At 62.7% G+C, this 14,585-nt stretch carries 16 protein-coding genes; 7 read left to right on the top strand and 9 right to left on the bottom strand.

Annotated features, from left to right (window positions below):
• Positions 1 to 41: 41 nt before the first annotated feature.
• Entirely contained in the window at positions 42 to 1,409 is a 1,368-nt protein-coding gene (locus BJD99_RS04680; protein ID WP_179142183.1) for an MFS transporter, read from the bottom strand.
• A 253-nt stretch (positions 1,410 to 1,662) separates the two neighbouring features.
• Here BJD99_RS04680 and BJD99_RS04685 point away from each other — a divergent pair, with 253 nt between their 5' ends.
• On the top strand, positions 1,663 to 2,166 hold the full coding sequence (locus BJD99_RS04685; RefSeq protein WP_084345629.1) for a phage holin family protein: 504 nt from the start codon (positions 1,663 to 1,665) through the stop codon (positions 2,164 to 2,166).
• 25 nt (positions 2,167 to 2,191) lie between these two features.
• Positions 2,192 to 3,121: an alpha/beta fold hydrolase gene (locus BJD99_RS04690; RefSeq protein WP_084345630.1), complete on the top strand. Its 930-nt coding sequence runs from the start codon at positions 2,192 to 2,194 to the stop codon at positions 3,119 to 3,121.
• Positions 3,122 to 3,147: 26 nt separating this feature from the next.
• Here BJD99_RS04690 and BJD99_RS04695 read toward each other — a convergent pair whose 3' ends face one another.
• Genes BJD99_RS04695 through nth form a run of 4 tightly spaced genes read right to left on the bottom strand, consistent with a single transcriptional unit; the run spans position 3,148 to position 6,402 of the window.
• Positions 3,148 to 4,338, bottom strand: a complete 1,191-nt coding sequence (locus tag BJD99_RS04695) for a MarP family serine protease (protein ID WP_084345631.1) — start codon at positions 4,336 to 4,338, stop codon at positions 3,148 to 3,150.
• Positions 4,335 to 5,048, bottom strand: a complete 714-nt coding sequence (locus BJD99_RS04700; RefSeq protein ID WP_084345632.1) for a CoA pyrophosphatase — start codon at positions 5,046 to 5,048, stop codon at positions 4,335 to 4,337. The genes BJD99_RS04695 and BJD99_RS04700 overlap by 4 nt, the downstream gene beginning before the upstream one ends.
• Entirely contained in the window at positions 5,045 to 5,719 is a 675-nt protein-coding gene (locus BJD99_RS04705; protein ID WP_143542055.1) for a TlpA disulfide reductase family protein, read from the bottom strand. The genes BJD99_RS04700 and BJD99_RS04705 overlap by 4 nt, the downstream gene beginning before the upstream one ends.
• Positions 5,716 to 6,402: an endonuclease III gene (nth, locus tag BJD99_RS04710; protein WP_256895513.1), complete on the bottom strand. Its 687-nt coding sequence runs from the start codon at positions 6,400 to 6,402 to the stop codon at positions 5,716 to 5,718. The genes BJD99_RS04705 and nth overlap by 4 nt, the downstream gene beginning before the upstream one ends.
• Before the next feature lie 161 nt (positions 6,403 to 6,563).
• Between nth and BJD99_RS04715 the strand changes: the two genes are divergently transcribed.
• On the top strand, positions 6,564 to 6,824 hold the full coding sequence (locus BJD99_RS04715) for a hypothetical protein (protein WP_084345634.1): 261 nt from the start codon (positions 6,564 to 6,566) through the stop codon (positions 6,822 to 6,824).
• A gap of 252 nt (positions 6,825 to 7,076) precedes the next feature.
• Complete coding sequence (locus BJD99_RS04720; RefSeq protein WP_019662947.1) at positions 7,077 to 7,751, top strand: Crp/Fnr family transcriptional regulator; 675 nt, start codon at positions 7,077 to 7,079, stop codon at positions 7,749 to 7,751.
• 10 nt (positions 7,752 to 7,761) lie between these two features.
• Here the strand turns inward: BJD99_RS04720 and BJD99_RS04725 are convergent, their stop codons facing one another.
• The 3 genes from BJD99_RS04725 to BJD99_RS20715 are packed head-to-tail and all read right to left on the bottom strand — an operon-like array spanning position 7,762 to position 9,239.
• A complete protein-coding gene (locus BJD99_RS04725; RefSeq protein WP_084345635.1) occupies positions 7,762 to 8,544 on the bottom strand; it encodes an MBL fold metallo-hydrolase in 783 nt (260 codons plus the stop codon).
• 55 nt (positions 8,545 to 8,599) lie between these two features.
• Positions 8,600 to 9,067 (bottom strand): RidA family protein, encoded by a 468-nt coding sequence (locus tag BJD99_RS04730; RefSeq protein ID WP_084345636.1) that lies wholly within the window; start codon positions 9,065 to 9,067, stop codon positions 8,600 to 8,602.
• A gap of 4 nt (positions 9,068 to 9,071) precedes the next feature.
• A complete protein-coding gene (locus tag BJD99_RS20715) occupies positions 9,072 to 9,239 on the bottom strand; it encodes a DUF4177 domain-containing protein (protein ID WP_088944003.1) in 168 nt (55 codons plus the stop codon).
• Between the two features lie 137 nt (positions 9,240 to 9,376).
• Here BJD99_RS20715 and BJD99_RS04735 point away from each other — a divergent pair, with 137 nt between their 5' ends.
• Positions 9,377 to 10,384, top strand: a complete 1,008-nt coding sequence (locus tag BJD99_RS04735) for an ArsA-related P-loop ATPase (RefSeq protein ID WP_256895490.1) — start codon at positions 9,377 to 9,379, stop codon at positions 10,382 to 10,384.
• A complete protein-coding gene (locus BJD99_RS04740; RefSeq protein WP_084345638.1) occupies positions 10,381 to 11,511 on the top strand; it encodes an ArsA family ATPase in 1,131 nt (376 codons plus the stop codon). Before BJD99_RS04735 ends, BJD99_RS04740 begins: the two co-directional genes overlap by 4 nt.
• Positions 11,512 to 11,534: 23 nt before the next feature.
• On the opposite strand, the gene BJD99_RS04745 is transcribed toward BJD99_RS04740, so the two are convergent.
• A complete protein-coding gene (locus BJD99_RS04745) occupies positions 11,535 to 11,852 on the bottom strand; it encodes a WhiB family transcriptional regulator (RefSeq protein ID WP_247596322.1) in 318 nt (105 codons plus the stop codon).
• A 353-nt stretch (positions 11,853 to 12,205) separates the two neighbouring features.
• Between BJD99_RS04745 and BJD99_RS04750 the strand changes: the two genes are divergently transcribed.
• Positions 12,206 to 14,572, top strand: coding sequence for a penicillin-binding protein (locus BJD99_RS04750; RefSeq protein WP_084345640.1), 2,367 nt, complete (start codon positions 12,206 to 12,208; stop codon positions 14,570 to 14,572).
• Positions 14,573 to 14,585: the final 13 nt, after the last annotated feature.

The following is a 14,585-nucleotide window of genomic DNA, read 5'->3' on the forward strand; positions in this document are numbered from 1 at the left end:
GAGTGGGCATTCATCCCTCTAAGGATGATGCCCACTCACGTCTAGTCCGTCAGTGACTGATCGCGGGTTTCCTTCATGAGGATCAACGCGATCAACGTCAGAACCGCGGCGACCGCCAGGTAGACCCCGACCCATCCGACGCCGTAGCTGCTCACCAGCCAGGTCGCGATGAACGGCGCCACTGCCGCACCGAGGATCGACGCCGTGTTGTACGAGATTCCCGATCCCGTGTATCGCACGTTGGTCGGGAAGAGTTCGGGCAGAACGGCACTCATCGGACCGAAGGTAAGACCCATCAAACCGAGTCCGATGCACATGAACACGAGCATCCGACCGGCCGTCGCGCTTTCCGGTGCGGCGAACCAGTGGAATGACAGACCGAACAGAATGATCGCGGCCGTGATGACGATGAGGGTCGGGCGTCGACCGTATTTGTCGGCGAGCAAACCTGCCACCGGAATCAGTGCGGCGAAGAAGAGCACTGCGATCAGCTGAAGCTCGAGGAAGTCGGTGTACGCGATGGTGATCTTCGGGCCACCGGCGTCGGAGACCTTGCCGGTGCCGTAGCTGACCACCCACGTCGTCATGATGTAGAAGAGCGTGTAGGTGGCGAGCATGACGAACGTGCCGAGGATCAGCTGGCGCCAGCTCGTACGGAAGACCTGTGCGAGCGGAGTCTTCACCTTCTGCCCACGCGCGACAGCCAGCTTGAACACCGGCGTCTCTTCCAATTTGAGTCGCACGTACAGACCGATGATGACGATGACGGCGCTCAGCAGGAACGGCACACGCCATCCCCACGTGAGGAACGCGTGATCCGTTGCAGAGTTGGCGGAGTCGTAGCCGGTGATGACGACCAACAGCAGGAAGATCCCGTTGGCGAAGAAGAAACCGATGGGTGCACCCAACTGCGGATACATCGCGGCCCAGGCGCGCTTGCCCGGCTTGGCTGTTTCGGTCGCGAGCAGCGCTGCGCCGCTCCACTCGCCGCCGAGTCCGACACCCTGCGTGAACCGCATGATCGCGAGCAGTGCGGGCGCCCACAGTCCTGCTGCCGCATAGGTGGGCAGCAATCCGATCGCGAAGGTCGCCACCCCCATCGTCAGCAGTGAACCGACGAGCGTCGCTTTGCGCCCGATGCGGTCGCCGAAATGGCCGAACAAAACGGAGCCGATGGGGCGTGCAACGAAAGCGAGTCCGAACGTCGCGAACGACGCCAGCAGCGCCGTCGTCTCGTTCCCCGCGGGGAAGAACAGCTTGGGGAAGACCAATACTGCGGCAGTCGCGTAGATGTAGAAGTCGAAGAATTCGATCGACGTGCCGACCATGGATGCGACGACGATGCGAGACCGTGGTACCTCCGGGGCAGCAGCGGTGCCGTCACTTGGGACGGCCGAGGTAGTGCTCACGGTTAGGACTCCTGAAGAGGTGGGTATGTAGAACGCAAATTACCTGATGAAAACCTGAGAATTACAGGCGATGCCCGGATGCACCGCCGAAGCATTCACCGTTAATCTGAGAGCGCCATCACAGGGCTCGCTGCGACTGTGAGGCAGAGTGCGTCGGGTCGGCACTAGTGTTATCCGAAGAAAGCAGTCGAGACGGCGTCGCAAGACGACATCTTGGAACCAATCAGCACCAGCAAGTGGAGGGGTCGAGAAGTTGAGCGTGACCAATCGCGGTAATGGCAATGCTTATCCGGACGGGGTGCCGAACACGATTTCGTCCATTCCACTGACGGAGGTAGACCACCGCGCACCGGGTACCGGCAGCATCGGGAACCTTGTCAAGGATGCGACGACGCAGGTGTCGACGCTGGTCCGCGCCGAGGTCGCACTGGCAAAGGCCGAGGTCACGGGCGAGATCAAGAAGGGGCTACAAGGCAGCCTCTTTTTCATCCTGGCTCTCGCGGTCGTCGTCTTCAGCGCATTTTTCTTCTTCTTCTTCTTGGCCGAGACGCTCGACATCTGGTTGCCGCGATGGGCCGCCTTCCTCATCGTCTTCGTTTTCATGCTGCTCGTGGCCGCCCTGCTCGGGTTCCTCGGGTATCGGCGCGTCAAGAAGCTCCGTAAGCCGGAGAAGACGATCGAGTCGCTCAAGCAGGCCTCGACCGTCCTGCCGCACCAGCACGAGTCGACACCGGCAATTCCCGGGTACAAGCAATAGCGACGTCGGTAGCGGGGCAAGAAGAATGAACCGGCCTGATCCGTCCACTGTTCGTTTCGCCGGTCCGTGGACACACCGCGACATTCATGCCAATGGCATCCGGTTCCACGTCGTCGAGACCGACGACGCGCCAGCCGATGCCCCGCTGGTAGTTCTACTGCACGGCTTCGCAGATTTCTGGTGGTCGTGGCGTCACCAATTGACCTCGCTGACCGAGGCGGGTTTCCGCGCTGTCGCTGTCGACCTCCGTGGATACGGAGACACCGACAAGCCACCGCGTGGATACGACGGGTGGACGCTGGCCGGCGACGTCGTCGGCTTGATCCGAGCGCTGGGGTACGGCGAAGCAACTCTCGTCGGGCACGCCGATGGCGGTCTGGTGTGCTGGGCCACTGCCGCGCTGCATCCACGAATGGTCCGATCGATCGGTTTGGTCGGGTCGCCGCACCCCATCGCGTTGCGCCAGGCAGTCCTGCGCAACAAGGCCCAACGAGCTGCACTGCTCCCGCAGTTCTTGCGATACCAGGTGCCGCTGGTGCCCGAACGCACGCTGACCAAACACAATGGCGCCGCCGTCGAGCAACTCCTCCGAGCGCGGGCGGGGGCCGGCTGGCGGGACTCGGACGAGTTCGTCGACACAGCGAAGCAGATGCGCTCGGCGATGCGCATTCCAGGCGCGGCACATTGCGCCTTGGAGTACCAACGGTGGGCATTTCGAAGTCAGTTTCGTTCCGACGGTCGAAAGTTCATGCAGGCCATGGACACCCGGTTGCGCATTCCGGTACTCCAGATCAGAGGCGAACTCGATCCGTACGTGCTACCTCGATCGGTAGCCACCGAGGGTCGCTGGGCCCCAGATCAGCGCTTACATACTGTGCTCGGGGCCGGTCATTACGCGCACCAGGAAGCTCCTGCCGAAGTCACCGCACACTTGCTGGCCTTGTTGGCGCTCTAGGTTCGACGCGTCTCCCGCACCCGAACCTAGAGAATGCAGTTGCCAGTTCCGACTGCGACCGGGCTCACGAGGCTCTGCTCGAGCTCGTCGGATACTTCGGGTGCGGTGAGTACGAATCCGGTGTCGGGATCGTCGACGGCGGCACCGAAGACCAGACCTAGAACCTGCCCGTCTTCCGCGACGAGCGGGCCACCCGAATTGCCCTGCCGCACGCTGCCTCGCACGGTGTAGACCTGGCGTTGAACCGTTCCGGTTCGGTAGATGTCCGGGCCCTTCAAGTTCAGGGTTTCTCGGATGCGGGCGGGACTTGCCGTGTACGGTCCGCCGCCCGGATATCCCAGAACCAGTGCACTGTCTCCGGTGACGGCCGGGTCGGGCGCGAAGTTCAATACCGGAGCACGAAGACCGGGTACCCGCAGGATCGCCACATCTTCCTGGGGATCGAAGAGCACGACCTCGGCGTCGAACACCGTGCCCACCGAGTCGACGGTGACGCCTTCGGTGCCGGCGACAACATGCGCATTGGTCATCACGAGCTCGGGGGCTACGACGAATCCGGAGCCCTCCAATGCCTTCTGGCAACTTGGGGCCAGGCCGCTGATCTTGAGAACGCTGGCATGCAGTTGGTTCGCCAGAGGGTTCGCCAACAGCGCTTGATCCGGCTCGGCAACTTCCGCTACCGGGGTCTGCCCGAATGGGCCGATGACATCGGGAAGTCCCGAGGTGTCGAGCAGTGCCGAGAATTCCTTGGGTACTTCACGAAGCCACTGTGGGGCCACTTCGTCGACCTTGCCCAGCACCTTCGAGCCGCGAACCGCCCCGGCAACCTCGGGCTGCGAAGACGACGTCAACGGAATAGCGAGCAACCACGCTGCAGCGAGGACGGCCATGGCTTGCAGGCCGGCGCCGACGACACTGTCGATCGATCGAGCGCCACGTGAATGTATTCCGCTGCGCAGCGCTCGGCCGAGCACCATGCCCGACACTTCGCCGACGATCACCAACACGACGATCAGCGCGATTCCGACGAATACTCGCATCCGAGCGCCGTCGACGTGCAACAGAACATGCGGCGCGATCAGAATTCCCGCGACGGCACCGAGTACGACACCGAGAAATGCCAACGCCGACGCCACTGCACCCTGTCGCCATCCCGACATCGCTGCCAGCAACGCCACCGCGAGAACGACGAGGTCTACCCAGCCGGACCCGCTCACTGATCGAGCCCCGCCCCTACAGCTGCCAAGCTGGCCTCCAGATCACGAATGTCGCCGGTGTCCCACTCGGTCTCCCAGCCGGACACTGCGAGCAGGCCCGCCAGAATACCGCCTGTGAATCCCCACACCAGCATTCCGTCGACGGCGAAGGCCGGACCCTGATAGCCCGCCGGGTGCCGGACCTGGAAACGGTTGTCTGGATCCAGTAGTGCTCGGATCGGCACCCGAACGACTCGGGCGGACTCGCCGGTGTCGACAACTCGGACGTCGCTGGGCCTTCGCCAGTACGCAAGGACTGGGACTACGTCGAATCTCGACGGCGGCACATAGATGCCCGGCATCGTCGCGAGCGGTTGCACACCTGCAGGATCCAAACCGGTCTCTTCCTCGGCTTCACGCAGAGCTGTTGCGACCGGAGATACGTCCCCGGGGTCCGTGGCGCCACCGGGGAACGCGATCTGTCCGCTGTGCTGGCGCAGCGTCGACGCTCGCTGGGTCAGCAGCACATCGGCGTCGGCGGGAAGTCCGCCTCGCGCGGTGTGGTCCGGCTCGGGCGAGCCACCGAACAGTACGAGGACCGATGCCGGACGCGTCGACTCACCGGCGGCGGCAGTGCGCTGCAGTACCGGGTTGATGCCTGTCGTATCCAGCAAGCCTCGTTCACCGCCGACCGCCTCGACGACACTGCGAAGCCAGGACGGGGCGCTCATCGTGCGAGTCCGAGATCGTTCTCGACTGCATCTGCTATCTCTTCGACACTTCGAAACGGTTGCGGCAGCACCTTGGCGACATTGCCATCCGCGTCGATCAGAATCGATACCGGGAGGACGGGCTGCGCGCCGACGGCGGCTGCTATGCGGCCGGCTTCGTCCTGGACACCGGGCAGCGATACACCGTAGTCGGCGAGCTTGGCGAGGCCGTTGCCTTCGTTGCGGTCCTGGTGAACGGTGAGGACGGTCAGTCGGTCGGCCACAGTGTCTGCGTACTGCTGAAGATAAGGGAGTTCCTCCGCGCACGGTCCACACCAGTACGCCCACAGATTGATCAAGACGGGCTTACCTGCCAGTGCCTGGCCTACGTCGATACTGCTGCCGTCGGTGACACACCCGAGCACGATCCCCGTCAACGGGCCGGCCGGTGCGGGAGCTCCTGGAGCGGGGGTCGGGCACGGCGCCAGCTGCGCCCGCTCCCGTAACGCGGCGAGCCCTTCGACGGAAGCGACAGAACCGCCCGGGGAGCCCGCGGTAGGCCCTTGGCCGGTCGCGAGGCCACCGACCGGCGGCTGCAGACCGGGGTTCGTATCGCGCGGCCACAGGGCATAGATCATCCCGACGACGACGATCAGTGCTACCAGTGACCAGCGCAGTGCGGATTTGTTCACGGTGTGATTCCGGCGAGCGCGAGGAGATGTTCGGTCTCCGGCCCCTTGACCAGAGCGGCCGCCTGCGTCTTGTCCACCGGACCGATTCCGTAGGACGGGCAGTCCTTGGCCAGAATGCACACCCCGCACGCAGGCTTCCGGGCGTGACATACGCGGCGTCCATGAAAGATCACGCGGTGTGAGAGCAGTGTCCATTCCTTGCGCTCGATGAGCTCGCCGACGGCGTGTTCGATCTTGACCGGGTCTTCCAAGTCGGTCCATTGCCAGCGTCGAACGAGTCGAGCGAAGTGGGTATCGACGGTGATGCCGGGCACATCGAATGCATTTCCGAGGACCACATTGGCCGTCTTACGACCGATGCCGGGCAGCGTCACCAGGTCCTTCAGGTTTGCTGGAACTTCCCCGTCGAACCGCTCGAGAAGAGCCGCGCCGAGACCGATCAGTGAGTTCGTCTTGTTGCGGTAGAAACCGGTTGTGCGGATGTACTCCTCCAGTTCCGTTCTGTCCGCTTCGGCGTAGTCCCGCGCAGTGCGATATCTCACGAATAAAGCAGGCGTGACGAGATTGACGCGCTTGTCGGTGCACTGGGCCGACAAGATCGTAGCGACGGCCAGTTCGAGGGGGGTGGTGAAGTCGAGTTCGCAGTAGACATGCGGGAACGCCCTCCCCAGCTCCCGATTCATGCGGCGGGCGCGTCTGACGAGCCCAAGTCTTGTCTCTTCGCGTTTACGCACGTCGAAGGCCTTCGAGGCTGTCGAATCCACTCCACAACTGTACGGACAAGAATCGGCATCTAATCCGCACTGTGTTCTTATCGAGACTTTTTCGGTGTTAACTTCCCCGTATGCAAGGACTCGCCGTGGTGCTTTTTCCAGTACTCCTGATGCTCTTCTCGCTCGCTATGGAGCGAGTCGAAGGCAAACTGAGCAAGCTGGCGGTTCGTGAGCACGACGTCGAGGAGTTTCTCGATCAGGCCAGTAGTTCCGAGGTGGCAACGCTCGCCAACGACGGCTTCCCCAACGCTCTCGCGAAGCTCAACAACCGCAAGAGCCGCCCCCATGTTGCGAAGGACTCCGAGGCACTGCTGGACCAGCGCGCCAGTTGAGCGGTCCGTAACGCCCGACATGCCCGTTTCGAGATGAAGATCCGGTGAACTACCCCGGGTCCGTAGATTCTCCTCGACGGTTCCGTGGCGCCGATCACTCGATATCGGACTCGGCGAAGTAGACTTCACCGAGATTCTTGTCATGTTCGATTATTGGTGTGGCGTTGCCGGCCTTCGGGTAGGCAACCCGCGCCGTTTGAAACGCTTGTCGATCCGGGAAACTGAATCGACGACATCCCAAAAGGAGCGCAAGTGGACGACGTCCTGGCACGGGCCGGCATCTTCCAAGGAGTCGAGCCCTCTGCGGTAGCAGCGCTGACCAAGCAGCTGCAGCCGGTCGATTTCCCCCGAGGACATGTGGTCTTCAACGAGGGTGAGCCGGGTGATCGGCTGTACATCATCGTTTCCGGCAAGATCAAGCTCGGCCGCCGCTCCCCCGACGGTCGCGAAAACCTGCTGACCATCATGGGTCCGTCGGACATGTTCGGTGAGCTCTCGATCTTCGACCCGGGCCCACGTACGTCCACGGCAACCACGGTCACCGAAGTTCGTGCCGTCAGCATGGACCGCGACGCCCTGAAAGCGTGGATCGATCAGCGTCCGGAGATTGCCGAGCAGCTTCTTCGCGTGCTGGCCCGCCGACTCCGCCGCACCAACAACAACCTCGCGGACCTCATCTTCACCGATGTGCCCGGACGCGTCGCCAAAGCACTGCTGCAGCTCGCTCAGCGATTCGGAACCCAGGAGGCCGGGTCACTCCGCGTCACCCACGACCTGACGCAGGAAGAGATCGCCCAGCTCGTCGGCGCCTCACGTGAGACCGTCAACAAGGCACTGGCCGATTTCGCGCACCGCGGATGGCTGCGCCTCGAAGGCAAGAGCGTGCTGATCTCGGACTCCGAGCGCCTCGCTCGCCGGGCACGCTAGAAATTCAGAGCTAGTTCTCGCGTAGGTACGCCAGCTGTGTTTTGACCGACATGCGGGCGGCAGGCCACAGCTTTTTGTCCACGTCCGAGTAGACGTGCTTGACCACCTGCATCGGCTTCGCATCGGCACCAAGTTCGTGCAGTGCTGCACGAACTTGGGCCAGCCGATCGAGTCGGTGCTTTCGGTAGAACCGCACTACCTCGGGGAAGTCGGCGATCTCGGCGCCGTGCCCTGGCAGCGCGACCTTGCCCTCGCCTATTTCTTCGAGGCGGTCGAGCGAGTCCAGGTAGTCGGCGAGGGTGCCGTCTTTCGGATCCAGCACCGTAGTTCCGCGTCCCAGAATGGTGTCACCGGTCAGGACGGCGTCATCGAGGACGAAGCACAACGAATCGGCTGTGTGCCCCGGCGTCGCCAGTACCGAGATGGACAGGCCGGCCGCGACGATCACCTCTCCGTCGGTCAACGGTGAGGTGTCGCCATGGACGTACTTGGACTCGAAGGCTCGGATCGGCGCGCCACTCTTGCGGTGAAACCTCTTCAGCCCTGCGGTGTGGTCCCGATGCCGATGCGTGACAAGCGCGAGAACCACGTTGCCCACCCCGGCAACCGCGTCGAGATGCTCGGAGTCCTTCGGACCGGGGTCGACGACGACGCAGTCCTGGCTGCCAGGGGCGCGGAGGATCCACGTATTGGTGCCATCGAGCGTCATCTTGCCCGGATTGTCGGCGAGTAACACAGCAGCTGTGTCGGTCACCTGTCGTAGCTTTCCGTAGGCAGGGTGAGCAAGGGTCATAGACGTACCTTAGGACGAAGAGAGAAATGGCACGAGGATCTTTACCTCGCGGCGCTCAGGCCTCGGGGGTGAGTTCCACGATGAGCTCGACCTCGACTGCTGCACCCAAAGGCAATTCGGCTACACCGACCGCGGAGCGCGCATGCACGCCTGCATCTCCGAATATTTCACCGAGCAGATTCGACGCCCCGTTCATCACCGGAGGTTGACCGGTGAAACCGGTAGCCGACGCAACGAAGCCGACAACTTTGACTATGCGCTCGATGCGATCGATCCCGACGAGCGAGTGGATCGCGGCCAGCGCGTTGAGTGCGCACGTCCGCGCTGCTGCTGCGGCTTCCTCCGGAGAGACCTCCGCACCGACCTTGCCGGTGCAGGTCAACTTGCCGTCGACCATCGGCAACTGGCCGGAGGTGTAGACGTACATTCCCGTCCGAACCGCCGGCGTGTATGCCGCCAACGGCGGGACGACGGCGGGCAGTTCGATGCCCAGTTCGGCCAGTCGCGCGGACCAGTCGGCCATACCGTCAGGCCTTCGGGCGCTTGAAGTAGGCCACGAGCGAGTCCCCGCCATTGGGGCCCGACATGATGGTCACGAGCTCCCAGCCCTCGGAACCGTAGTTGTCCAGAATCTGCTTCGTGGCGTGAATCAGAACCGGTGCGGTGAAGTACTCCCAGATAATCTTTTCGCTCATACCGACAAGCCTAGTCGGCATCGAGGATGCACCGGCGTCCCATCCGTCCTGGATCACGGACCAGATCAAGACCGGAGATGGTGAGCTCGTGCCGTGTTCCCGGGAGGCAATGGGCGATTCGTCTATATGGTCGTGATGTGGGTACCTCTAGTTTGTCAGTTTGGCCGGACAAGGCCGCAGCCGCTCGCTTGCATTTCGTGTCCGGCAAAGGCGGAACCGGTAAGTCGACGGTGGCCGCCGCTCTCGCACTTTCGCTCGCAGCGGGCGGTCGACGCGTACTGCTGGTGGAGGTCGAGGGCAGGCAGGGCATCGCGCAACTCTTCGACGTGCCGCCGCTGCCGCCCGTCGAGACCCGCGTGGCTTCGGCAGAGGGTGGCGGTGAGGTCTTCGCGCTCGCTATCGACATCGAAACTGCATTTCTCGAATACCTCGATATGTTCTACAACCTCGGCTTCGCCGGCCGAGCGATGCGCAAGATCGGTGCCATAGAGTTCGCGACGACCATCGCACCCGGCCTACGTGACGTTCTCCTCACCGGCAAGGTGAAGGAGTGCGTCGTCAGAACGGACAGGGCCGGAAACCGCGCGTACGACGAGGTCGTCGTCGACTCACCGCCGACCGGGCGCATCGGCAATTTTCTCGACGTGACCAAGGCGATGGCGGATTTGGCCAAGGGTGGGCCGGTCCGTTCGCAGAGCGAAGGTGTTGTCCGCCTGCTGCATTCGTCAGAGACCGTCGTCCATCTCGTGACACTGCTCGAGGCTCTTCCGGTGCAGGAAACTGCCGACGCAGTCCGGGAACTCGAGGCCGCAGATCTGAGACTGGGAACCGTCATCGTCAACCGTACGGAGCCGACCTTTCTTCCTTCGGACGCACTCGCGGACGCAGCCGAGGGCGTCATCGACGCCGAGCTGATCCAGCAGGGACTCAAACGGGCTGCAATAGCATTGTCCGACAGTGACTTTGCCGGTCTTCTCACGGAAACGATCGAACATGCTTCGACGCTTGCTGCGCAGGTGGAGAGCGGAAGCCAACTCGACGAGCTGGACACGGCGCGAATGCATCTGCCGATGCTCGGCGGGGGAATCGACCTCGGCGGACTGTACGAACTAGCAGCCAAGCTCACAGAACAGGGTGTCAAATGAGTTCTTCCGCAACGGATGTCCTCGACGTCTCCAGAATTCTCCTCGAGGACTCCTCACGCATCGTGGTGGTGTGTGGCGCCGGCGGTGTGGGCAAGACGACCACGGCAGCAGCGATGGCCCTTCGCGCGGCCGAGCAGGGCAGGAAGGTCGTGGTACTCACCATCGATCCAGCCAAAAGACTCGCACAGGCTCTCGGTGTCGGCGAACTGGACAACACCCCGCAGCCGGTGAAACTCGCGGCGGGCGCCACGGGCGAACTGCACGCGATGATGCTGAATATGCGTCGAACGTTCGACGAGATGGTCATCGAGCACTCGACTCCGGAAAAAGCGGAACAAGTGTTGGCCAACCCCTTCTATCAAACTGTCGCATCCTCGTTCTCCGGCACGCAGGAGTACATGGCGATGGAGAAACTGGGGCAGCTCGCGGCCGATTCGACGTGGGATCTCATCGTCGTCGACACTCCGCCGTCACGTAACGCTCTCGACTTCCTCGACGCCCCACAGCGCCTCGGATCATTCTTGGACGGTCGATTCATCCGCCTACTGATGGCACCCGGTCGAGGTTTGACGAGGATCGTCACCAGTGCGATGGGTTTGGCGTTGAGAGGAGTCTCGACAGTCATCGGGAGCCAGATGCTCAACGATGCGTCGGCATTCGTTCAATCACTGGATTCGATGTTCGGCGGGTTCAGGGAACGCGCGACTCTCACTTACCAACTATTGCGGGAGAGCGGGACGAGCTTCGTCGTCGTCGCCGTGGCCGAGCCCGACGCGTTGCGTGAGGCTGCGTTCTTCGTGGATCGCCTCAGTAGCGAGGGCATGCCGTTGGCGGGGCTGATCCTCAACCGAACCCATCCGACCCTGTCGGCGTTGCCTGCCGACCATGCCGCCACGGCCGCTGATCAGCTGGACGAAGACGACGATGCCTCGGCCGTTCTGACCGCTGCAGTGCTACGGATCCACGCGGCTCGCGCGGTGACTGCCACGCGCGAGCTTCGTCTGCTGCGCCGCTTCACAGCGGCTCATCCCCGGGTCCCTATCGTCGGGGTCCCGTCACTGCCCTTCGAAGTCTCGGACTTACATGCCCTACGCGCTGTGGCCGACCAACTCACCGGCACCGCATAGCGCAGAACACGACGTCAGCCGCTTCAGATGGCTGCTTGTGTCTGTCGTTGACTTTCGAAGAACTCGGACCACGAGTCGACCTCGGGATGCTGCTTGAGCAGCGCGCGTCGTTGACGCTCCGTCATTCCACCCCACACCCCGAACTCGACGCGGTTGTCCAGCGCATCTGCGCCGCACTGCATCAGCACAGGGCAGTGCCTGCAGATCGTTGCGGCCTTGCGCTGCGCTGCACCCCTCACGAAGAGCTGGTCCGGGTCCATGCCCGAGCACCTTGCCTGCGCCACCCACGCAATACGCGCTTCGGCTTCTTCCACATCGAGCCGCGTCGGCGCTGCTGTCATGTTCATGTGCGGATCCCCTTTGCAGTTCGAACATCCTTGCTGGACGTTCCACAAGCTCTTTCGACCTCGAACTTCACCTCGAAGCACATCGACCTAAGAGCTGCCCCACATTCATATACAAGTGTTATGTGAATCACACCGTGCTCATAATTTAGGTAAAACCAGCCGCGAACGCAAGACGGACAGGGCAACTTTCTGGTACGGCCGTCTCTACCTGCGGCTGAGCAAATTCTCGAGGTACCTCGGCAGGGATCGAAGCTCGAGAAGGGACGCAAGTCGAGCGCGCAGATCCGTGTCCACTGGGAGAGACGCCGTCGTCCACGTACGCTGTGCCTGTGTCAGTTGGAAAAACCGTGGCGAAGCTCGCCGGATGTTCAGCCCTTGCGGGTGCGTTGTTGGCCGGCGTCATGTTTCCGCTGGCAGGCGGGTTCGGATACGCATCCAACCGCGCGGCCGATACCGTCGACAATGTGTCGGCCGAATTAGTCGAGGGATCCGTCCCTGCGGTCTCGACGATGGTCGACAGTGCAGGCAACCCCATTGCGTGGTTGTACGAGCAGCGAAGATTCGAAGTGCCGAGCGAGAAGATCTCGAACGAGATGAAGCTCGCCATCGTCTCGATCGAGGACAAGCGGTTCGCCGAACACAAGGGCGTCGACTGGCAGGGCACGCTCCGCGCGTTTCTGACCAACACCACCAGTGGTCAGGTCGAGCAGGGTGCGTCGACACTGGATCAGCAGTACGTCAAGAACTATCACCTGCTCGTCGTTGCCAAGACCGACGCCGAGCGTCGGGCAGCTATCGAGACGACGCCTGCCCGCAAGATCCGCGAGATCCGGATGGCGCTCACCCTCGACAAAGAGCTGACCAAGGACGAGATCCTCACCCGCTATCTGAACCTCGTCCCGTTCGGTAACTCGTCGTTCGGGATTCAGGACGCCGCACAGACATATTTCGGCATCGACGCCAGCAAGCTCGACGCCAAGCAGTCGGCCATGCTCGCGGGCATGGTGCAGTCGAGTTCGGCACTCAATCCGTATACCAACGAGCAAGGCGTCCTCGAGCGGCGCAACACCGTCCTGGACACGATGATCCAGAACATCCCGGAACGCGCCACCGAATTCCAGGCCGCGAGGGCCGAGCCGCTCGGTGTACTCCCCGAACCGCAAATCCTGCCCCGCGGGTGCATTGCTGCCGGCGACCGCGGGTTCTTCTGCGACTACGCGTTGCAATACCTAGCCAATGCAGGTATCAGCCGAGAGCAGATCGACCAGGGTGGATATCTGATCAAGACCACCCTCGATCCCGCCGTCCAGAACTCGACCAAAGCCTCGCTGGTAGCCAATACCAGACCGACACTCGACGGCGTCGCGACCGTCATGAATGTCATCGCACCCGGCCAGGATGCCCATCGCGTCCTGGCAATGGGCAGCAGCCGTACGTACGGTCTCGATTCCGGCGCGGACGAGACGGTGCAGCCGCAGCCTTACTCGCTCGTCGGACACGGCGCAGGATCCATTTTCAAGGTGTTCACCACGGCCGCCGCGATGGAGCGCGGCCTCGGTACCAGCGCAACCTTGCAGGTCCCCAGACGGGCCGAGGTCCGAGGCATGGGCGACGGCGGCGCAAAGGGTTGCCCTGCCAACACGTATTGCGTGGAGAACGTCGGCGACTACCCCGCGTCGCTCTCGGTTCCCGATGCACTGGCGAAATCTCCGAACACGGCGTTCGTGAAGTTGATCGAGTCCGTCGGAGTGACGCCGACGGTGGACATGGCTGTGCGCCTCGGCCTTCGGTCCTACGCTGCACCGAACACTTCCGGTTTCGACGAGCGGAGTATGGCCGACTTCCAGAAGGATCAGAATCTCGGCTCTTTCACGCTCGGGCCCACCTGGGTCAATCCGCTCGAGTTGTCGAATGTGGCAGCTACCCTCGCGTCTTCGGGCAAGTGGTGCCCGCCGACACCGATCGATTCGGTGTTCGACCGTAAGGGCAAGCAAGTACCGGTGACGCAGCAGGCATGCGAGCAGGTTGTCGAGCCTGGCTTGGCCAACACCTTGTCCAATGCGATGAGCAAGGACGACCAGCCCGGTGGCACGTCCGCATCCGCTGCAGGATCGGTTGGTTGGAACTTGCCGATGTCCGGCAAGACGGGCACGACCGAGTCGCACATGTCCTCGGGGTTCCTCGGCTACACCAATAATTACGCCGCCGCGGTGTACACCTACGGAGACTCCCCGAGCCCCGGCGAAATCTGCTCGTTCCCGTTGCGCCCGTGTGGCGACGGCAACTTGTACGGCGGCAACGAGCCGGCTCGTACCTGGTACGAGGCCGTCAATCCAGTCGCCAACAACTTCGGTCCGGTCTCGCTGCCTGCCGTCGATCAGAAATACGTTCGTGGATCCGCCAATGGTCAGGTTCCTGACGTGACCGGCTCGACCCAGTCGTCCGCGACCGCGACCCTGCAGGCGGCAGGTTTTCAGGTCACCGTGGTGAGCACGTCCGACGCTGCAGCACGAGGAACGGTCACCGGAATGTCCCCCTCGGGGTCGGCTATCCCCGGTGCGATGATCACGATCTACGTGAGCGATGGATCCGTTCGACAGGCACCACCGGCTCCGTCGCTTCCAGCACTACCGGAGCTTCCCAACATCCAGATTCCGGCAATACCGCCCAACCTTCCGATTCCGGCCATCCCCGGCGTCACGGTGCCGCGCTAGGACGCAATCGATC

Origin of the sequence: Rhodococcus sp. 1163, assembly GCF_002091985.1 — a bacterium.
Lineage (GTDB): Bacteria > Actinomycetota > Actinomycetes > Mycobacteriales > Mycobacteriaceae > Rhodococcoides.